At 62.7% G+C, this 19,190-nt stretch carries 17 protein-coding genes and 1 tRNA gene; 10 read left to right on the top strand and 8 right to left on the bottom strand.

Annotation, left to right across the window (positions count from 1 at the left end; all coding sequences use genetic code 11):
• The 5 genes from CDPAHKCJ_RS12750 to CDPAHKCJ_RS12770 all read right to left on the bottom strand — a co-directional run.
• A partial coding sequence (locus tag CDPAHKCJ_RS12750) for a retention module-containing protein (RefSeq protein WP_166020104.1) occupies positions 1 to 1,047 on the bottom strand: 1,047 nt, incomplete at its 3' end.
• 217 nt (positions 1,048 to 1,264) lie between these two features.
• Complete coding sequence (locus CDPAHKCJ_RS12755) at positions 1,265 to 3,421, bottom strand: DUF3488 and transglutaminase-like domain-containing protein (protein WP_166020106.1); 2,157 nt, start codon at positions 3,419 to 3,421, stop codon at positions 1,265 to 1,267.
• Positions 3,418 to 4,437, bottom strand: coding sequence for a DUF58 domain-containing protein (locus CDPAHKCJ_RS12760; protein ID WP_166020109.1), 1,020 nt, complete (start codon positions 4,435 to 4,437; stop codon positions 3,418 to 3,420). The genes CDPAHKCJ_RS12755 and CDPAHKCJ_RS12760 overlap by 4 nt, the downstream gene beginning before the upstream one ends.
• Positions 4,434 to 5,363, bottom strand: a complete 930-nt coding sequence (locus CDPAHKCJ_RS12765; protein ID WP_166020111.1) for a MoxR family ATPase — start codon at positions 5,361 to 5,363, stop codon at positions 4,434 to 4,436. The genes CDPAHKCJ_RS12760 and CDPAHKCJ_RS12765 overlap by 4 nt, the downstream gene beginning before the upstream one ends.
• A 126-nt stretch (positions 5,364 to 5,489) precedes the next feature.
• Positions 5,490 to 5,993, bottom strand: a complete 504-nt coding sequence (locus CDPAHKCJ_RS12770) for an NUDIX domain-containing protein (protein ID WP_346773925.1) — start codon at positions 5,991 to 5,993, stop codon at positions 5,490 to 5,492.
• Positions 5,994 to 6,316: 323 nt separating this feature from the next.
• On the opposite strand from CDPAHKCJ_RS12770, the gene CDPAHKCJ_RS12775 reads away from it, so the two are divergent.
• The gene (locus CDPAHKCJ_RS12775; RefSeq protein WP_166020113.1) at positions 6,317 to 6,868 is read left to right on the top strand and encodes a copper chaperone PCu(A)C; all 552 of its coding nucleotides are present in this window, start codon (positions 6,317 to 6,319) and stop codon (positions 6,866 to 6,868) included.
• A gap of 223 nt (positions 6,869 to 7,091) precedes the next feature.
• Here CDPAHKCJ_RS12775 and CDPAHKCJ_RS12780 read toward each other — a convergent pair whose 3' ends face one another.
• Positions 7,092 to 7,703 carry a LysE family translocator gene (locus tag CDPAHKCJ_RS12780; protein WP_166020227.1) on the bottom strand — a complete coding sequence of 204 codons (612 nt, stop codon included), beginning with the start codon at positions 7,701 to 7,703 and terminating at the stop codon, positions 7,092 to 7,094.
• A gap of 938 nt (positions 7,704 to 8,641) precedes the next feature.
• On the opposite strand from CDPAHKCJ_RS12780, the gene CDPAHKCJ_RS12785 reads away from it, so the two are divergent.
• Positions 8,642 to 8,887 carry a hypothetical protein gene (locus tag CDPAHKCJ_RS12785; protein ID WP_166020115.1) on the top strand — a complete coding sequence of 82 codons (246 nt, stop codon included), beginning with the start codon at positions 8,642 to 8,644 and terminating at the stop codon, positions 8,885 to 8,887.
• Positions 8,888 to 9,141: 254 nt separating this feature from the next.
• On the opposite strand, the gene CDPAHKCJ_RS12790 is transcribed toward CDPAHKCJ_RS12785, so the two are convergent.
• A tRNA-Leu gene (locus CDPAHKCJ_RS12790) sits at positions 9,142 to 9,227 on the bottom strand.
• A gap of 407 nt (positions 9,228 to 9,634) precedes the next feature.
• Between CDPAHKCJ_RS12790 and queA the strand changes: the two genes are divergently transcribed.
• The 5 genes from queA to secF all read left to right on the top strand — a co-directional run bounded on the left by queA (position 9,635) and on the right by secF (position 15,270).
• Positions 9,635 to 10,666: a tRNA preQ1(34) S-adenosylmethionine ribosyltransferase-isomerase QueA gene (gene queA, locus CDPAHKCJ_RS12795; protein WP_166020229.1), complete on the top strand. Its 1,032-nt coding sequence runs from the start codon at positions 9,635 to 9,637 to the stop codon at positions 10,664 to 10,666.
• Positions 10,667 to 10,827: 161 nt separating this feature from the next.
• Positions 10,828 to 11,964, top strand: a complete 1,137-nt coding sequence (gene tgt, locus CDPAHKCJ_RS12800; protein WP_166020117.1) for a tRNA guanosine(34) transglycosylase Tgt — start codon at positions 10,828 to 10,830, stop codon at positions 11,962 to 11,964.
• Between the two features lie 130 nt (positions 11,965 to 12,094).
• Positions 12,095 to 12,430: a preprotein translocase subunit YajC gene (gene yajC / locus CDPAHKCJ_RS12805; RefSeq protein WP_153636512.1), complete on the top strand. Its 336-nt coding sequence runs from the start codon at positions 12,095 to 12,097 to the stop codon at positions 12,428 to 12,430.
• 71 nt (positions 12,431 to 12,501) lie between these two features.
• Entirely contained in the window at positions 12,502 to 14,352 is a 1,851-nt protein-coding gene (secD, locus tag CDPAHKCJ_RS12810; RefSeq protein WP_166020231.1) for a protein translocase subunit SecD, read from the top strand.
• Between the two features lie 12 nt (positions 14,353 to 14,364).
• Positions 14,365 to 15,270, top strand: a complete 906-nt coding sequence (gene secF / locus CDPAHKCJ_RS12815) for a protein translocase subunit SecF (RefSeq protein ID WP_107336021.1) — start codon at positions 14,365 to 14,367, stop codon at positions 15,268 to 15,270.
• A 182-nt stretch (positions 15,271 to 15,452) separates the two neighbouring features.
• Here secF and CDPAHKCJ_RS12820 read toward each other — a convergent pair whose 3' ends face one another.
• A complete protein-coding gene (locus tag CDPAHKCJ_RS12820) occupies positions 15,453 to 16,247 on the bottom strand; it encodes an inositol monophosphatase family protein (protein ID WP_043333816.1) in 795 nt (264 codons plus the stop codon).
• Between the two features lie 442 nt (positions 16,248 to 16,689).
• Between CDPAHKCJ_RS12820 and CDPAHKCJ_RS12825 the strand changes: the two genes are divergently transcribed.
• The 3 genes from CDPAHKCJ_RS12825 to CDPAHKCJ_RS12835 all read left to right on the top strand — a co-directional run bounded on the left by CDPAHKCJ_RS12825 (position 16,690) and on the right by CDPAHKCJ_RS12835 (position 19,111).
• Positions 16,690 to 17,487, top strand: coding sequence for an RNA methyltransferase (locus tag CDPAHKCJ_RS12825; protein WP_166020119.1), 798 nt, complete (start codon positions 16,690 to 16,692; stop codon positions 17,485 to 17,487).
• Positions 17,488 to 17,496: 9 nt separating this feature from the next.
• Complete coding sequence (cysE, locus tag CDPAHKCJ_RS12830; RefSeq protein ID WP_240916808.1) at positions 17,497 to 18,495, top strand: serine O-acetyltransferase; 999 nt, start codon at positions 17,497 to 17,499, stop codon at positions 18,493 to 18,495.
• Between the two features lie 142 nt (positions 18,496 to 18,637).
• Positions 18,638 to 19,111, top strand: coding sequence for a Fe-S cluster assembly transcription factor (locus CDPAHKCJ_RS12835; protein WP_043333815.1), 474 nt, complete (start codon positions 18,638 to 18,640; stop codon positions 19,109 to 19,111).
• The last annotated feature ends 79 nt before the right edge of the window (positions 19,112 to 19,190 follow it).

Raw genomic sequence — 19,190 nt, forward strand, 5'->3', positions numbered from 1 at the left:
AGTCGGCGCGGTCAGGTCGATCTCGCCGGTATCGGTGCTGGTCGCGGTGTTTCCTGCGGTATCAGAAACCGAAGCATCGACGCTGTATTCGCCTTCACTCAGCGGCGTTTCCGCATCGACGGAATAGGTGCCATCTTCGACGGTGGCGGTGACGGTCTGCTCGTTGCCGTCGCTATCGGTGATGACCAGCGTGACGGTGCTGCCGTCTTCGGCATCGGTGGTGCCGACGATGGTCGGCGTGGTGTCGGAGGTCAGTGCCGGGGCGTCGACGGTCAGCGCCGGCGCACTTGCGTCGATCTCGCCCACGTCATTGCTGGTCGCGGTGTTGCCGGCCGGGTCAGTGACGGTGGCTTCGACACTGTATTCGCCTTCGTTCAGCGGCGTCTCGGCGTCGACGCTGTAGGTGCCGTTCTCGACGGTCGCGGTGACGGTCTGCTCGTTGCTGTCGCTGTCGGTGATGACGAGTGTGACAGTGCTGCCATCAGGCGCATCGGTGGTACCCACGATGGTCGGCGTGGTGTCGGAGGTCAGCGCCGGGGCATCGACCGACAAGGACAGCACGACCTCTGTCGGCAGTGTCGGATCAAGATTCAGCCCCAGGCCATCTTCGTCCTCATCATTGAACTCCGGGTCGGTAAAGCCGCCCTCATATTCATAGGAGGTCCGCTCAACACGCCCTTCACGCCCCACCCCAGAGGCATCCAGGAAACCACTACGACTGCTGCCCGGCGCACCGCCATTCTCACCAGCTGCGGGAGCTTCCTGAATCGTGGTCGGATCTTCGCCGCGAGCGATCGCTTCGCGCAACGCTTCCACTGCCGGGTCAACAGGCGCATCTCCACGCGACTCGGCCAGCAAGACTTCTACGCCAATCGGCGCTCCCTGCGGCACCACTAGCTGGGTGCCGTCTTCCAGCACCACGATCGCGCCCTGCGGTGCGACCAGAGTAGCTGTCGGTTCAAGCGTCATTCCATTGACGACACGCTGCGCCTCGTTAGTGGAGGAAACAACAAGTACTGTGCCTTCTGTGCGGATGACCTGGACCATGGGGACATACTCCTGCTGGGGAAAGGTGCTGCATCATGCTGCGAAGGGGGGCAATGGCATGATCGACAAGGACGGTTAGTTACATTTTGATACACAACATCACTTACTGCAACCTAGCAATTTTCAGTAGTGGCATCGCGCCATGATGATTAGATGTCTAATCACAAAAAACCTCTATCAATCAGTGACTCACACTCATGAAGGTCGTCGTTGCGCTTCAGCGAATCTTGCGAGCCTGAACAGACCACTGGCGTCGAATACTACGCAAGGGTGGTGATTGATCATGAGGGCTCGCTAATACCGTAGCATCGTTGTAGAGCCATTGTTCAATCAGATCTGCCAAATGTAACAATGCTTTTACATTCTGCGGCTGCTGCTGAGCAATACGGCGCAAGTGGCTGCCGGGAGCCTCGCCCACGTGAGGGCCATGGCCCGTGCGCTCAAGTCGCTTCACCAATCTGCGGTAGGCTCGCACACCTGCGTGCGCTGATACCTTACGGCCAGACCATAACACCAGTGTCACGCCTGCCAGCACCACACTACCCAGCAGCCCGAGCACACCCCAGACAAGCCACTCCCAGCGGAAGTCACCAAACAGCCGCTTCCAGAGATTACGTTGCTCATCGAGACGGAACCCCACCACGCTGCGTTGCCAGCGGTATTCGAAACGCTCCCACTGCCGTCTCAGATCACTGAGCAACGAATTATTCAGCGTGAAGGCACGCAAGCCAGCATCGGCCATGAAGCCCGGCTGCCCCTGCAGGCTCAGCGCCCCCTGCGAGATTCGCTCGGGAGCCACCGCCGCAGTGGGATCAAATCGATGCCAGCGGCCGGCATAGAACACCTCGACCCAGGCGTGAGCGTCATACTGGCGAATGCTCAACTCCTGTGGCCCACCGATGCCATCGCCCTGTGCCTCGCCGCCCAGATACCCCGCGACCATTCGCGCCGGCAGTCCGGCAGCACGCGCCAGAAAAACGCTGGTAGAAGCATAATGGGTGCAATAGCCCTGCAAGCTATCGAACAGAAAATCATCGACACGGCTGAGCCCCTCGAGGCGCGGTGGCGTCAGGGTGTAGTGGAAAGGCTGGCGATTGAAATACTGGAAAAGGCGTTGCAGGAAGACCTGAGGATCTCCCCCCGACTCCCGCATCAGATCGCGAGCGAACTCACGGGCACGCGGGTTGCCATCATCGGGCAACAGCTGATCAAGGCGCTGCATCCATTGCGGAGCCGTGGTCGGTGGCGCGCCGGAGGAAGACATCTCCAGCAACTCGCGGGTATTGAGTGACGCCTGCCCCTCAAGGGTGCCATCAATCAGGTAACGGGCCTCGCGGCTGGTCGTCAGTGGCGCGCCGAGACTCGGCCGCCAGGGGCGTGGGTCCGGCTCCAACAACAGCTCATAGCGATGACGCGCGACTTCCCCATCGATGCGCGTCCCGCGCTGAACGTAACGTTCAGGCGGCCCGCCCAGCGCCTCCTGAAGACGCTCCGGCGTGGCACGCGACCAGCGCACGCCATCAAACAGGCTCAGGGTATACACACGCCAGTAGCGCTGGGAGGCCGCAGGCAGTCCGTTGTCGAAACGCGCCCGAAACGCCAGAGCATCACTGCGACCCAGGGCGGCGATATCGCCAGGAGAGACACTGTCGGTAAGCCCGGTGGTGGCCTCGTTGAGCTGCGGCACGTTCCACAGCGGCGGCAAGCGGGGAAAGAGCACGAACAAGCCCAGCATCAGCGGCAGGGATAGCCCCATCAGCCAGGCAGTCTCCCGCATGGCCTCGCGACGCTCGCGTGCGCCGGCGATCAATACCAGCCCGCCGATCAGCCACGCCGCGGCCATGACCGAGGCCGCCGCCATCAAGGGCCCCTGGTCGTGCAGAAAGGCCGCTGCCAGCACCACGAAGCCCAGCCCACAGACCACGCGACCATCCCGCAGGCTGTCCGTCTCCAGCAGCTTGAGCAGATAGATGCCGACCAGCAGACCGATCATCGCCTCCAGGCGCAGCATCTGGCCGTATTCGAGAAACAGGCCCGCCGCGACCATGGCCACCGCCGCCAGTCGCAACAGGATGCCAGCGCGCGGAACTCGCGCCCGGAGTTGCTGAAAGCGCCACAACGCCGCCAGCAAGGCCGGCAAGGCAAGCCACACCGGCATCCACAGCACATGCAGCGCCAACACCAGACACTGGCCGATGAACAGGTGGCGCAGTTCCAGCCAGCCCAATGCCTGATCAGGCGTCAGCGGTTTGCGCTGCCACCAGCGTCGTCTGGCGCTGGAGGAGGGAGAAGATGCGCCACTGGAGAGCTCGTCCTTTGAGGAGCGGCCCAGGGAGGCACGTCCCGGGGAAGCCTTGGCTGTCGACAGGCTCATGCACTGCCCTCCTGACTCAAGGGACGACTCGCGCCGGCTCGCTCGGCGGCCTCACTGGCCGCCAGCTGGGCGGACCATGGCAACCTCTGCTCGCCGCCGAACAGCGTCAGCGCCTCAAGCACTCGACGGCGATGCGCCCCGCCGCTGGCGATGGCCAATGTCTGGCCCGGCAGCCGCAGACCATAGGTCGCCTGGGCGCCTTCCGCCGCCAGCACGCGTGCCGTGAGCTCCGAAAGCCGCTGCTCCATGTCGCCACGACAGGCCTCGTAATCCAGCCACAGCGAGGGACGCGCTGGCGTCTCGAAGCGCTTGGTGACCAGCTCGCCGCTGCGCCCCCAGTGCTTCCAGGCGATATGCGCTGGCGCATCACCCGGCACATAGCGGCGCAGACCGGCGAAATCGCCCTGCTCTATCTGCTCGAGCGTGCGACGACTGCCCTGCGGGGTGGAGGGGAGTTCTGGCTGCGGATAGACAAGGACCGGTGTGTCGATCGCGACCCAGGCCCACAGACGCACCAGTCCCAGCGGCCAGCGCGACTCCAGCGTCAGCGTCGGCAATGAGAACTGGCCACGCTGAAAGGCCGCCAGCTCCAGCGGCGCACTGCCTTCACCGTCATGGATCTCGAGTCGCTGTCGCGCCTCTCCCAGCCGAACATCGATGGCATGTGAGCGAGCCCGCCCGGTGAGGCGCACCATGACGCGCAACGTATTGCCCGCAAACGCCTCGCCATCGGCGATCAGCTGCACTCGTACCCCCGCCAGATTGCGCCAGCTGCGAAAGATGCTGACCACTGCCACGGCGAACAACCAGAAGGACAGGCCATGCGCCAGCGAGTTCTCGTAATTGATACCCAATAGCAGCAACAGGATCACCAGCACCGCCCAGAACAGGCCAAAGGGCGTCGGCAGGATCATCAAGCGCGCGTGATGAAGCGCCTCGCCTCCACCAATCGACATCTTGCGCAGCATGCGGGCTTTCACGCGCGCCCAGGCACCGGGCTTCGCCACCTGCGTCATGCAGGCACCACCGCCACCTGCCCGAGCAGATGGCGCGCCACGGCTTCACCCTCAGCAACACTGCCTTCGCTGAGGCGGTGCCCCACGACGGGCGCCCAGACCGCTTGCACATCCTCCGGCAGCACATAGTCACGCCCTGCCAGCAGTGCCCAGCCACGCGCAGCACTGGCCAGCGCCAGCACCCCGCGCGTCGAGAGACCATAGGCCACTTCCGGCGAGCTGCGCGTCGCCGCCACCAGCGCCTGCAGATAATCCAGCAGCGGATCAGACAGGCGCACACGGTCCACGGCGGCCTGCCACTCCTTGAGCACCGAGACGGGCAACAAGGGTCGCAGCGCCTCGATATGCTGACGCCCGGCATTGCCCTTGAGAATCTCGCGCTCGGCTGCGGGTTCCGGGTAGCCCAATGACAGCCGCATCAGGAAGCGGTCCAGCTGGGATTCCGGCAGCGGGAAGGTGCCGGATTGCTGAAGCGGATTCTGGGTCGCGATCACGAAGAACGGTTCCGGCAGGCGACGGGTCTCGCCCTCCACCGTGACCTGACGCTCTTCCATCGCTTCCAGCAACGCGCTCTGCGTCTTGGGCGTGGCACGGTTGATCTCGTCCGCCAGCACCAGCGAATGGAATACCGGGCCGGGGTGGAAGCGGAAGTTGCCCTCACGCGGATCAAATACCGACACGCCCAGAATGTCAGCCGGCAATAGATCGCTGGTGAACTGCACCCGCTGCATGTCCGCTCCGATCAGACGCGCCAGGCCCTGGGCGAGCGTCGTCTTGCCCAGCCCGGGCAAATCCTCGACCAGGACATGACCACGACACAGCAGACAACAGAGCGCCAGACGGATCTGGCGCGGCTTGCCCGCCAGCACCGTCGACAGTGCGGCTTCCACCTCTTCCAGCTGCTGTGGCGATACCTTGGCATTCATGCAAAGACTCCAGAACAAAGTGGGGAGGAGGAGATGCAGCCATCACGACGGGCAGCACACGTCAGATGACGCTGGGCCAGCAGCGTTGCTGCGCAGCCTCGATATGGAAAAGCGAAGATCATCGGCTCAGGCCTTGCTCAGAAAGCCATCACGGATCAGACGTTCAAGGGCCATACGGCTATCAGGCGTTGAAGGATGCAACGCAAGCGCATCGGCAGGCGTGACCCAGAAGGCATCTGCCACTTCTTCGGTTTGCAGCGTCAGCGGGCCATCGTAATGCACCAGATATGCACTGCCGAAGACATGGTTGGTCGCGTCGGTGTAGCAGAAATCAAAACAATGCTTGAGCGGCGCACCACGCACGCCAATCTCTTCCTCCAGCTCGCGTCGGGCAGCCACCTGCACGGCCTCACCGGCTCCGACAACCCCCCCGCTGGCGAGATCGAAATAGCCGGGGAACACTTCCTTGCTCAGGGTACGCTTCTGGATGCACAGCTCACCGCGACAATTGAGCACGAAGGCATAGGTCGCACGGTGCCAATAGCGGTAGCGTCGCATCAAGCGACGTGGTGCCGTGCCGCAAGGGCGATTCTGCGCATCGACCAGCTGAATGATTTCGTCCTGGATCACCGTTCCCTGTTCCTTGCCTGTCCTTGAATCACTTCGATAGCCATCCGCGACGACCAACACCGCCGGATGGCATCGACCAATGCGTCCCACGGTAGCAGAATGCGACGAAGCTGCCTTCAACTGCGGCCCGGACACCTGCCTTCACACCCTGGCAACAGGTAACGCTCGCATTCGTGCAAACCACCTAAAACAGAACCCTCTGCAATAGTCTCTGCACTAGCCTCTACACTAGAGGCGATCGCCGTCAGAAAACACCACACTGGCATCATGGACCGCCCCCAGGGTCATTCTCTTTACACGCCGACACAGGAGATGCGCACAGCATGAGGCAACCTCGCCAGGGACATGGCGCGCCGCGACGCACCGGACAGATATCGGCTGGCATCACCGCCCTTCGCACCACCATCACCACCGCCAGCAGATGGCTGGCGACGCTATCCCTGCTCTCCCTTGCCACCATTCACGCCTCGGCGCAGGAAGCCCCATCCGCCATCGCCCATGTCGAGCAAGCCTTCGCGCTGCCGACGCCACCGGGTGCCACGACCGGGGCCGTCTACCTGACACTGTCGATCGCAAAGGGCGATGCCGTACTGACAGGTGCCAGTACGCCGATGGCCGCCACAGTCGAATTGCACAGCATGCAACTCACGCAAGAGCGCATGCAGATGCACAGAATCAAGCAACTGGCGATTTCCTCTGACGCGCCGCTGGCGATGGCTCCCGGCGGCGGCCCCCATCTGATGTTGATCGGCCTGTCTCAGTCACTCACTGCGGGCGACAAACTGCCGCTGACACTGCATTTCCTGGCGAGACCTGACACGAGCCTTGAGGTCTCGATCAAGGAGTACGCCGAGATGATGCCGCTCAGCGATTAACGGCACCGTGCATACGCCTCTATCGACAAACGCCTCACAACCCGCAAGACGCGCATGCAAAACGGCCCTGACACAAGGTGCCAGGGCCGTTTTCTCAATGTGTTGTTTCAATACGCCGCCATCTGCAGCTGTCATCGACTTGCAGCTGTCACCCAAGGGTTATCTCACCTTTCTCTCTACCAGATGACGAATCACCAGATCCCCAGCAGGCTGACAGGCTATCTCAAAGCCCCCAGACCACCCGCAACGCCAGCCCCAGCAAGACCACGCCCGTCAGACGATTGATCCACATCGCGCGCGCCTGCAACCAGGGCAGCACCCGCGAGTGCGACAGCACCAGTGCCACCAGCACATACCATAGGCCGTCGATGCCCATGGCCGTCACGACGACCAGCCACTTGCCCATCTCGCTCATCTGCGGCGTAATCAACTGACTGAGCAGCGCCACGAAGAACAGGATCAACTTGGGGTTGGCCAGCGCCACCATGAAACCATCGCGTATCGCCATGGAGCGGGACGTCGTGACGGCCTGTGCCTCCAGCGCTCCACCGCGGCCTGCCCGCAGCGCCTTGAGCCCCAACCAGGCCAGATAGACTGCACCCAGCAGCATGATCGCATGGAAGGCCCCCGGATAATGAATGATCAAGGCGCCGAGCCCCCAGGCAGTCAGCGCGGCGTACAACCCGACTCCCAGCGCATGACTGATCCCGGCGGCAACCCCTGCCCTCCTCCCGCCGCCCAGGGTATGGCGCAGCACCATCGCCAGACTCGGCCCGGGCGACATCGCCCCCATGGCGCATAGCGCAACCAGTGACAACCACAGATTCAGCGGCATCCAATGCATGATGGTCATTCCATGTTCCAGTCAATTGGTGAAAGCGCCACAGCGCCGGCCTCGGACAACCACCTAGGGGCATCAAATGACAGTGGCCTGGCGCTCGTGAAGGATCCCCACCCTACCCATCCTGAGTTGCTGATGGGATGCGAGCCTCGGGCGCATACGGCTACCACCAGGTCTTCGGGCGGAAGCGGTAAAGTGTATCAAGCGCCGTGCTGATGCGGCAGCAGGCCATATGGACCACCTGAACATGCCCCTCACGATGGGGGTCACACGAGCAGGAGAGTCCACCCTCGAAGGCGGCCATCGTGCATGGATTTATATGAGAAAATAATAAAGTACAGAAATTTACACATTTGAAAACTTGTGCAACAAATCATGAGTTGTACAAGTTTTAGATAACCAGTAACGTCTCTACCGCTGCTCAGGAAGAGCGGCTGGTTCAGCGTAGTGACAGGCCAAGTGCACAGGAAGTGCAGCCAGGGACAGGCCCTGTCAGAGGATGACGCGCAGGCTTGGGGACTTCGCTCCCGGCCAGGGAGATTCGTAAGCCTGAGCGGGTAGGTTTACGAATCTTCATGACTGGCAGCCTGCGAGCTCTGGGAAAGAGATCACTACGCTGAATGACACCGAATTCAGTCAGTTTCTGAAAGGTGTCCAAGATTTTTCGGGTCAGCAGCGCCCGATCGCTGCTCAGGAAGAGCGGCAGGTTCAGCGTAGCGACGGGCCAAGTGCACAGGAAGTGCAGCCAGGGACAGGCCCTGTCAGAGGATGACGCGCAAGCATGGGAAGCTTCACTCCCCAGCCAGCAAGATCCATGAGTCTGAGCGATTGATTCATGGGCCTTGATGACTGGCGGGTTTGCGAACTCAAGGAAAGAGACCGCTACGCTGAACCTAACCGAATTCAGTCGAATGCTGAGAGGGAGAGGAGGAATGAAAGGGAAAGCTCAAGCCGCACTGTGTTGTCCGGCCTGCTCCGGCCTGAAGATGGAGTATCAGTACCACACTCCATCAGCCGACCACCTGGTGCACTGCCAGGATTGTCATGAATACGTCGGCAAGTGGTTCACCCTGCGCCAGGAACTCGCGATCCAGAACACCCGCATCGCGCTCCTCGATCCCTCCCTCGCCAGCAACAGCCTCTATCGACGCGTAAAGAGCGTTCCATATCAGGCCTAAGTCGCCGTCTGGATGCACGAGACACAGGAAAGCCCCGACATTCGATCGGGGCTTTCCTGTGTCTGGCCCCCTGCGGTCACGTACAGCGCACAGACAAGCAGCAGCTATCGCCAGCGCCAAGACAGGCGAGGCGTGATGAGATTAGAAAAAGCTGGTATTCGGGGCAGAGACTGAGCGAGCGAAGAACCACAAGGAAGATGAATCGGTGGGAGCCAGAAACGCAAAAAGCCGCTCGAAAGCGACTTTTTCAATTCTGGTGCCGGTGGTCGGACTCGAACCGACACGCCTATTAAGCGGCGGATTTTGAATCCGCTGCGTCTACCAATTCCGCCACACCGGCAACGGAGCGAAATTATACGGGACATTGCGCCAAGGTCAACGAGTTTTGGCGTCAGATCAGACACATGGAGCGCTTCCTCACACCCCACGCCGCAGTGGACTGAGGCGTGTCGCCCGCAAACGGGTCTTCGCGTGAACGATGGCATTGGGTATCATGGACGACCTTTTTCGTCTGCCCAGACATCCAAGGCCTCGAGAGTGTCGCACCGGACTGCCCCACCCGCAGAAAGGGAGTCGTGCGCTCGCGACGAGAGCGCCAGTGTCTCAGGGCGGCATCTCCCCATTGTGCATGTACGCATGCCACGGAGCGCACCACGCGCCTCGTGCTATCAGAGTGTCAGGTTGGCCATGTCACGTATCGATTCCGGTGATGCCTCGGGCGTTGCCACACCTTCCGACGCGCGCCCGATGCAGCGCAGCGATTACGATTTCAGCCTGCCGGATGAGCTGATTGCACGCTACCCGTCAGAGCAGCGCAGCGATTGCCGTCTGCTGCATCTGGATGGCAAGAGCGGCGAGATCGTGCACCGCCGCTTCCCGGATCTGCTCGAGCAGCTGGAACCCGGCGATGTCGTGGTCTTCAACGACACCCGCGTGATCCCCGCGCGCCTGCATGGCCAGAAAGCCTCCGGCGGCAAGATCGAGATGTTGCTGGAGCGTCCGCTGGACGCCCATCGTGGCCTGGCGCACATCCGCTCCAGCAAGTCACCGAAGCCTGGCACCGAGCTGATCTTCGAAGGCGGCATCACGGCCGTGGTCGAAGGTCGTCAGGAGGCGCTGTTCGAGCTGCGCTTCCACGGCGAGACGCCGATGATCGAGCTGCTCAACCAGCACGGCCACATGCCGCTGCCGCCCTATATTACCCGCGACGACGAGCTATCGGATCGCGAGCGCTATCAGACGGTCTACGCCAAGCGTGATGGTGCCGTGGCCGCGCCGACGGCGGGCCTGCACTTCGATGAGCCGATCATGGCCGCCATGGCCGAGAAAGGCATCGAGACCGCCTTCGTCACCCTGCATGTGGGTGCCGGCACCTTCCAGCCTGTGCGTGTCGACAGCATTCTCGAGCACCACATGCACAGCGAATGGATCGAGGTCGGTCAGGAAGCCTGCGACAAGATCGCCCGTGCCCGTGCCGCCGGCCGTCGTGTGGTCGCCGTCGGCACCACCAGCGTGCGCTGCCTCGAAAGTGCTGCCAAGGCCCATGGTGGTGAGCTGGCACCCTACTCCGGTGACACCGACATCTTCATCTACCCGGGCTACGAATGGCAGGTGGTGGATCTGCTGATCACCAACTTCCATCTGCCGGAATCGACCCTGCTGATGCTGGTCTCGGCCTTCGCCGGCTACCAGCACACCATGGCGGCCTATCAGGCGGCGGTGGAAGAGCGCTACCAGTTCTTCAGCTATGGCGATGCCATGTTGCTGGAACGCGCCTGACTCCCCTTTTCTGACATGGCCCCGGCATTCGCCGAGGGCCGTGTCATGCGCAGTTAACGCGCCCCGCGCTATGCTGCGGCATAGCGACTTAGTGGCTTGATGACATAATGGCATCGACACACCAGCTGCGGCCTGTTTCGCCGCCAAGCAAAGAGAGCACCATGCGTAAAGAATGCTTCATGAGCTTTGAAAAGCTCGCGACCGATGGCCGTGCACGTCGTGGCCGCATGACCTTCCCGCGCGGCACCGTGGAAACCCCGGCCTTCATGCCGGTGGGCACCTACGGCACCGTCAAGGGCATGACGCCGGAATCCATCAAGGACATCGGCGCCGAGATCATCCTCGGCAACACCTTCCACCTGTGGCTGCGCCCGGGCACCGAAGTCATCGAGGCGCATGGCGACCTGCATGACTTCGCGCAGTGGGACAAGCCGATCCTGACCGATTCCGGCGGTTTCCAGGTCTTCTCGCTCGGCAAGACGCGCAAGATCACCGAACAGGGCGTTCACTTCCGCTCACCGGTCGATGGCTCCAAGGTCTTCATGGGCCCGGAAGAATCGATGGCCGTTCAGCGCTCGCTGGGCTCCGACATCGTGATGATCTTCGATGAGTGCACGCCGTATCCGGCCACTCATGATGAAGCGCGCAAGTCGATGGAGATGTCCCTGCGCTGGGCGCAGCGCTCCTACGATGCGCATGGCGACACGCCGTCGGCGCTGTTCGGCATCATCCAGGGTGGCATGTACCCGGACCTGCGCGAGAAGTCCCTCGAGGGACTGAAGAAGATCGATTTCGACGGCTACGCCATCGGCGGCCTGTCCGTGGGCGAGCCCAAGGACGAGATGATCAAGGTGCTCGACTACCTTCCCGAGTGGATGCCGGAAGACAAGCCGCGCTATCTGATGGGCGTCGGCAAGCCGGAAGACCTGGTCGAGGGCGTGCGGCGTGGCGTCGACATGTTCGATTGCGTGATGCCGACCCGCAACGCGCGCAACGGCCACCTGTTCACGCCGACGGGCACCGTCAAGATCCGCAACGCCGTCCACAAGCGTGACACCTCACCGCTGGACCCGGACTGCGATTGCTACACCTGCACCAATTTCTCGCGCGGCTATCTGCATCACCTTGATCGCTGTGGGGAAATGCTCGGCTCGATGCTCAACACCATCCACAATCTGCGCTACTACCAGACCGTGATGGCTGGTTTGCGCGGTGCAATTGAAGCGGGTACATTGCAGGACTTCGTGGAACAGTTCTATGCCGCGCGCGGCCTGCCGGTGCCGCCGCTGGCCGACTGATCGAGGCGAATGACGACCGGGGGCCAAATCCTCCGGTCGTCTTGATATTCGACTCGAGCCAGACGTGAAGAAGAGCCTGAATCACGCTCATTGCATAACAACAGTTCACTCGTAACCTCTGGAGATACACATGCTGGAATTCCTGATTCCTGCCGCACACGCGGAAGCCGAAGCGGCTGTCGCCGGCGGCGGCGCCATCGGCCAGATCGTCATGCTGGTCGGCTTCGTGGTCATTTTCTATTTCCTGCTGTGGCGTCCGCAGTCCAAGCGCGCCAAGGAACACAAGAACCTGATCAGCAATCTGGCCAAGGGTGACGAAGTCGTCATCGGTGGTGGCCTGGTTGGCCGCATCACCAAGGTCAGCGAGCAGTTCATCACCATGGAGCTGAACGAAGGCAACGAAGTCAACGTGCAGAAGTCTGCCGTGGCTGCAGTCCTGCCGAAGGGCACCATCAAGTCCATCTGATCCCTCCTGCTGCCGGCCCCTGTGCCGGCAGCATGCTTTTTCTCTCCCGCTCCACCAAGGACAGGGCTGCCATGCTCAACCGCTATCCGCTTTGGAAGTACCTGGTGATCTGCCTGGTACTTGCCGTCGGCGTGATCTACGCATTGCCGAATCTCTACCCCGAAGACCCGGCCGTGCAGATCAGTGCCGCCAGCGGCGCCGAGGCCATCGACCAGCAAGATCTCGATCGCGCCACCAGCGCCCTCGAAAACGCCGGCATCACGCCCAAATCCGAGGAACTCAATGGTTCCACCGGCCTGATTCGCCTCACCAGCAACGACCAGCAGCTGCGTGCCAAGGAACTGATCAGCGACACCCTTGGCGATGACGCCATCGTCGCGCTGAACCTGGCCGATGCCACGCCGTCGTGGCTGGCCAGCCTCGGTGCCTCACCGATGAAGCTGGGCCTTGACCTGCGTGGCGGTGTCCACTTCCAGCTGGAAGTCGACATGGACGCCGCGGTCAAGCAGCGCCTGGAAGTCAACGCCAGCGCCATCAAGGAAACCCTGCGCGAGGAGCGTATCCGCTACCGCGGCAGCGAAGTCGACGACGGTACCCTGAGCCTGACGTTCTCCGATGAGGAAGACCGCTCGCAGGCGCGCTCACTGATCTCGCGCGACTTCCAGAACTTCGAATACGACGAGCGCGATATCGAGCGTGGGGCCGTACTGGACCTCACCCTGACCGCCGCCGCCGTCAAGGAGATTCAGGATTACGCGGTCAATCAGAACCTGACCACGATCCGCAATCGCGTCAACGAGCTGGGCGTGTCCGAGCCGCTGGTTCAGCGCCAGGGCCCGAACCGCATCGTGGTCGAGCTGCCGGGCGTGCAGGACACGGCCGCCGCCAAGCGCGTACTGGGCGCCACCGCCAACCTCGAATTCCGTCTCGAAGCGGCCAGCGACACGCCGGCCAGCGAGATGGAGAGCTTCGCGTTCCGCAACCAGCCGAGCCGCACCGCCAATATCATGAAGGACGTGATCATCAGCGGTGACAGCGTCTCCAGCGCCAGCACCAGCTTCGATGAAAGTGGCCGCCCGCAGGTCAACATCAACCTGGACGGCACCGGTGGCTCGATCATGAACCGCGTCACGCGTGCCGCGATCGGCCGCAACATGGCGGTACTGTTCATCGAGCACAAGACCCGCACTCGCACCGTGATGGAAGACGGCGAGAAGGTCGAGAAGCGCATCCCGTACACCGAGAAAGGGCTGATCAGTCTGGCGACCATCCAGAGCGCGCTGGGCAACAGCTTCCGCATCACCGGTCTGGATTCTCCGACCGAGGCGAAGGAGCTGTCGCTGCTGCTGCGTTCCGGCTCATTGGCCGCGCCGATCTACTTCGTGCAGGAACGCACCATCGGCCCGAGCCTGGGTGCCGAGAACATCTCGCGCGGCATCCTGTCCGTCGAGCTGGGCCTGCTGCTGGTCGTGCTGTTCATGCTGGCGCGATACAAGGCCTTCGGTGTCGTCGCCAACGTGGCCCTGACCGCCAACCTGGCGATCCTGATTGCCGCGATGTCGATGCTGGGCGCCACCCTGACCCTGCCGGGTATCGCCGGTATCGTGCTGACGCTGGGCATGGCGGTGGATGCCAACGTGCTGATCTTCGAGCGTATCCGCGAGGAAATGCGCTCCAAAATGCCGCTGCATCAAGCGGTGCATACCGGCTTCGAGCGCGCCTTCACCTCCATCGTCGATGCCAACATCACCACCCTGCTGGTCGCGGTGATCCTGTTCTCCATCGGCAGTGGCCCGGTCAAGGGCTTCGCGGTCACGCTGTCCATCGGCATCCTGACGTCGATGTTCACGGCGATCATGGTCTCGCGCGGCATCATCAATCTTGCCATTGGCGGCAAGACACTCAAGAAACTCTGGATCTGAGGGGCCATCGTGATGCGACAGTTTGACTTCATGAGCAAGCGGCGCGCGGCCTTCATCGTCTCCATCGTGCTGACGATCGTGGCCATTGGCGCCCTTGTGATTCATGGCCTGAACCTGGGCCTCGACTTTACCGGCGGCACCCTGGTGGAAGTGAAATACCAGGCGGCACCGGCACTGGACAGCGTGCGCCAGACACTGGAGGCCGCTGGCTACAAGGATGTCTCGGTCCAGACCTTCGGTGCCAGCAACGAGATTCTGGTGCGTCTGCAGCAGAGCTTCGAAGCCGGTATCGGCAATGACATCGTGGCGCACCTTCAGGCCACCGGTGACAGCGTCAACCTGATCCGCGCCGAGTTCGTCGGCGCCCAGGTCGGTGATCAGCTGCGCGACCAGTCGGGTCTCGGCATGCTGCTCGCCCTGGCCGTGGTGATGGTCTACGTGGCCTTCCGCTTCCAGTACAAGTTCGCCCTCGGCGCACTCATCTCGCTGGGTCACGACGTCATCATCCTGCTGGGCATCTTCGCCCTGTTCGGACTCGACTTCGACCTGACGGTACTGGCCGCGGTGCTGGCCGTGATCGGCTACTCACTGAACGACACCATCATCGTCTACGACCGCATTCGCGAGAACATCCGCAAATCGCGTACCGATGACATGCCGTCGATCTTCAATGACGCCATCAACGCGACGCTGTCACGTACGCTGTCCACCTCCGGCACCACCTTGCTGGTGTTGCTGGCGCTGTACTTCCTCGGCGGTGACATGATCCACAACTTCGCCATCGCACTGATCATCGGTGTGGTCGCGGGGACCTTCTCCTCCATCTACGTGGCAGCGGCGCTGTTGCTGGTGGTCGGCCTGAAGCGTGTGGATCTGATCCCCCCGCCCAAGGAGCAGTTCGAGGACGGCGCACCGTAAGCGCTGCACTCGACTGCACCAGGGCAGTCGGCGCTACCACCACAGGCAAGAGATACGGTGGTAGCGCCACGAATGCCAGGCACAAAAAAACCCCACCTCATGCGAGGTGGGGTTTTTTTCGTTCTCCAGAAGGCTCAATACTGACAGAGCCATCAGATCATACCGTCTTGCCAAGTGCAGTCTTACAGGTGCGGCTGCATGGTCTGCGCCAGCGCCTTGTACAGACGCGCGCCAGCGGCCATCAGCGTGCCTTCGGCGACTACGACCGGCGTGCCGTCGGCACTGCCTGCCAGAGCACCACATTCCTTCAGGAACAGGCTGACGATCTCGCTGTCACCAGCATCCAGACCCAGCACATAGACGGCATCGACGCGGCCGGAGGCCAGCTCGAGCACGTCCAGCAGCGCACAGCCGCTGGTGCGCAGCATCTCGACCTGCGGGCCGACCTGCTGAACGATGGAGAGGTAGGTCGGCAGGTGACGCGGACGCTGCCAGCTTTCCGGCAGGCCCATCGCCAGACGCGCACCTTCGATGGAGGTGGCGTTGGTCACGCGGATACGGTGACCGGAGTGCTGTGCACCACGACCGCGGCTGACGATGTACTCTTCATCAGTGAACGGCGCGATGACCACCGCGTGCTCGGCACGGCCCTTGAACAGGCAGACCACGGACAGCGCGAAGCCGGAGGCCGCGGATGCCAGGTTGGAGTAACCGTGCACCGGCTCGATGCGCCAGTGGTAGTCAGAACCCTGACCTTCACCATCGCGATGGTCGGTATAACGGCCGGAAAGACCGTGTTGCGGATAACCGCGCTCCAGCTGACGCACGATGTGCGCTTCGGCGCGACGTGCAGTGTCTGCGATGAAGGTGTCGAGATCGTTGTCGCCACGGGCGACTTCGATACGTTCACGAGCACGGACGAACTGCTCTGCGGCACCGCGTGCAGCACGCAGCGCAAATTGGACCATCGGATGCATGATCAAGGCCTTGACGAGTCGGGAGCTGTTAAAGAACGGGTGCCACGGCGCGTGAGACATCAACGCGGCGCAACACGAATCGAGCGAAACTGGGTGCAATCAGATCAGGTGGTCATGTAGCCCGTACAGGAATCCTGATACGGCGCGGGGCACGCTGCATAGTGCAATGTATGCAGGCTGCCAGCCGCCACAGCACGCGGCGCCAACGAGGGCGAATACATGTTGCGACATGACGGGACGACGTAGTCTATCAGAGCTCGGCTCGAGCTGCCATCGCGACACGCGACCTTCGCCGTAGAGAGACGGCGGGATCACGCCACGGCTGACTGCTCCCTGCGCTGGCTTCATGCTAGGATATCGGGTTCTGGCGCACGTCTCGCCCAGCCCGGTGACCGGGCCGCGTCGATTGCCCTGCCCTTCAATCGCTATCCTGGAAGTCCTCATGCTTGAACGTCTGCGCATTGTCCTGATTGGCACCAGCCATCCCGGCAACATTGGTGGTGCAGCCCGCGCCATGCTCAATATGGGCCTGGCCGATCTCGCACTGGTCGCGCCGCGATGTCAGGTGCAATGCCAGGAATCCGCCTCACGCGCCTCGGGTGCCGATGCGCTGGTTGCCAGCGCCTCGGTGCACGAGACCCTGGAAGAGGCCGTGGCGGATTGCAGTCTGGTGGTCGGCTGCAGCGCACGTTCGCGCAACCTGCCGTGGCCGATGATCACGCCGCGCGCCTTCGGTGCCACCCTGGCCGATGAAGCCCGCCTGCCGGATGCCCGCGTGGCCATCGTCTTCGGCCGCGAGGATTCCGGGCTCTCCAATGAAGAGCTGCAGCGCTGCCACCGTCACGTGCACATCCCGACCAATCCGGATTTCAGCTCGCTGAATCTGGCCGCGGCGGTACAGGTGCTGGCCTATGAGTGCCGCCAGGCGTGGCTGGCCGACCAGGAAGCCGCCGGCGAGACGCCGCGTGCCGAGGATGCCCAGCCGTTCGGTATCGACTGGGATAGCCCGCTGGCCAGCCATGCCGACCTCGAGCGCCTGTTCGAGCATCTCGAGAAGACACTGATCAGCGTCGACTTCCTCGATCCGGAACAGCCGCGCCAGCTGATGGCACGCCTGCGTCGCCTTTATCTGCGCGCGCGTCCGGACAGCATGGAAATCAACATTCTGCGCGGCATTCTTTCCGCGGTGGACAAGCAGGTTCGCCTGGCACAAGCCGACACGGCCAACCGCACTTCCTGAGGACACGCCATGTTCACTCGACTGCGTGAAGACATCGATAGCGTGTTTGCCCGTGATCCGGCGGCGCGCAACTTCTTTGAAGTCCTGACCAACTATCCGGGCCTGCATGCCCTGGTGGCCCACCGCATCAATCACTGGCTATGGCGCCACAATGCCAAATGGCTGGCGCGCACCGGCTCGACCCTGATGCGCTGGCTGACCGGCATCGAGATCCACCCGGGTGCCACCATCGGCCGCCGCTTCTTCATCGACCACGGCATGGGCGTCGTCATTGGTGAGACAGCCCTGATCGGCGATGACGTGACCCTCTATCACGGCGTGACCCTCGGCGGCACCACCTGGAACGCCGGCAAGCGCCACCCGACCCTCGGCGATGGCGTCATCGTCGGTGCCGGCGCCAAGATTCTCGGCCCGTTCACCGTCGGCGCCGGTGCCAAGGTCGGCTCCAACGCCGTGGTCACGCGTGAAGTGCCTGCCGGCGCCACCGTCGTCGGCATTCCCGGCAAGATCGTCAAGCGCGCCGAGCCGGATGTGGCGGAGGAGCCGTCGGTCGACCCGGAAAGCCGCGAGGCCATGAAGGAGAAGTTCGGCTTCGATGCCTACGGCATGGGCCAGGACATGCCCGATCCGGTCGCGCGCTCCATGCACGCGATGCTCGATCACATGCATGCCGTGGACAAGCGCATCGAACAGATGTGCGGCACGCTGCGCAAGCTGGATGCCAGCTATCGCGCCGGGCGCCTGCCCGAGCTCGACGACGCCGACTTTGCCCAGCTGATCGATGAGCTGGGGCCCTGCGGTGGCGAGACGACCGTCGCTGACGTGGCCGCGGCCCAGGGCAGCACCTCGCCCAAGGCCCGCGCCGCTGCATCCAACGCATCGCAGGGCACTGCTCCGGATGACCAGCCGCGCTCCGAGCAGACCTCGACCCAGCAGGCGCCGACTGAGCAGCCGCCGACCGAGCAGGCAAGCGATACGCAGGAGCCCGCCGAACGTCAGCATGGCTAAAGTTGACCAATTCAGTCGGGATTGACCCCGCCAGACCACCCCACCATAATGGGGCGCATTGATACGCCGTCTCGCCAGAGGCGGCGACTGTGCCCGGCCTCGTCCTCAACGTCGCAGGCTCCATCTGCTCACGGACTCTGTCATGCGCCTGACCACCAAGGGACGCTACGCCGTCACCGCGATGCTCGATCTGGCCCTGCATGCCAGTTGTGGCCCGACCTGCCTGGCCGATATTTCCGTACGCCAGGGCATCTCGCTGTCGTACCTGGAGCAACTGTTTGCGCGTCTGCGACGTGCCGGTCTGGTCAAGAGCGTGCGTGGCCCCGGTGGCGGTTATCTGCTGGACACCGAACTCGAGACCACCTCGGTGGCGTGCATCATCGACGCCGTCAACGAGTCAGTCGACGCCACACGCTGTCAGGGAATGTCGGACTGTCAGGCCGGTGACACCTGCCTGACGCACCATCTGTGGTGTGATCTGTCCGACGAGATCCACGGCTTTCTCGACGGCATCAGCCTGGCCGACCTGGTCGCGCGCGAAGAGATTCGCCAGATCGCCAGTCGTCAGCGCAAAGCGTGCGAGCCGACACCGATCACCGTCATGCAAGGCAGCTGAGCGGCGTTTGCCAGCCAGGCTGAGCACGGCCAACCGAGGCGATGCTCGCCGCGCCCCACCGCCTTCGAGATCGCCTTCA

This window comes from Cobetia sp. MB87, assembly GCF_011319755.1.
Taxonomy (GTDB): Bacteria; Pseudomonadota; Gammaproteobacteria; order Pseudomonadales; family Halomonadaceae; genus Cobetia.

Excerpts from the sequence above, each read along its gene's own strand:
- CDPAHKCJ_RS12755 (WP_166020106.1), bottom strand. The coding sequence starts at position 3,421 with ATGAGCCTGTCGACAGCCAAGGCTTCCCCGGGACGTGCCTCCCTGGGC.
- CDPAHKCJ_RS12760 (WP_166020109.1), bottom strand. The coding sequence starts at position 4,437 with ATGACGCAGGTGGCGAAGCCCGGTGCCTGGGCGCGCGTGAAAGCCCGC.
- CDPAHKCJ_RS12765 (WP_166020111.1), bottom strand. The coding sequence starts at position 5,363 with ATGAATGCCAAGGTATCGCCACAGCAGCTGGAAGAGGTGGAAGCCGCA.
- CDPAHKCJ_RS12775 (WP_166020113.1), top strand. The coding sequence starts at position 6,317 with ATGAGGCAACCTCGCCAGGGACATGGCGCGCCGCGACGCACCGGACAG.
- CDPAHKCJ_RS12780 (WP_166020227.1), bottom strand. The coding sequence starts at position 7,703 with ATGCCGCTGAATCTGTGGTTGTCACTGGTTGCGCTATGCGCCATGGGG.
- CDPAHKCJ_RS12785 (WP_166020115.1), top strand. The coding sequence starts at position 8,642 with ATGAAAGGGAAAGCTCAAGCCGCACTGTGTTGTCCGGCCTGCTCCGGC.
- queA (WP_166020229.1), top strand. The coding sequence starts at position 9,635 with ATGCAGCGCAGCGATTACGATTTCAGCCTGCCGGATGAGCTGATTGCA.
- tgt (WP_166020117.1), top strand. The coding sequence starts at position 10,828 with ATGCGTAAAGAATGCTTCATGAGCTTTGAAAAGCTCGCGACCGATGGC.
- yajC (WP_153636512.1), top strand. The coding sequence starts at position 12,095 with ATGCTGGAATTCCTGATTCCTGCCGCACACGCGGAAGCCGAAGCGGCT.
- secD (WP_166020231.1), top strand. The coding sequence starts at position 12,502 with ATGCTCAACCGCTATCCGCTTTGGAAGTACCTGGTGATCTGCCTGGTA.
- secF (WP_107336021.1), top strand. The coding sequence starts at position 14,365 with ATGCGACAGTTTGACTTCATGAGCAAGCGGCGCGCGGCCTTCATCGTC.
- CDPAHKCJ_RS12820 (WP_043333816.1), bottom strand. The coding sequence starts at position 16,247 with ATGCATCCGATGGTCCAATTTGCGCTGCGTGCTGCACGCGGTGCCGCA.
- CDPAHKCJ_RS12825 (WP_166020119.1), top strand. The coding sequence starts at position 16,690 with ATGCTTGAACGTCTGCGCATTGTCCTGATTGGCACCAGCCATCCCGGC.
- cysE (WP_240916808.1), top strand. The coding sequence starts at position 17,497 with ATGTTCACTCGACTGCGTGAAGACATCGATAGCGTGTTTGCCCGTGAT.
- CDPAHKCJ_RS12835 (WP_043333815.1), top strand. The coding sequence starts at position 18,638 with ATGCGCCTGACCACCAAGGGACGCTACGCCGTCACCGCGATGCTCGAT.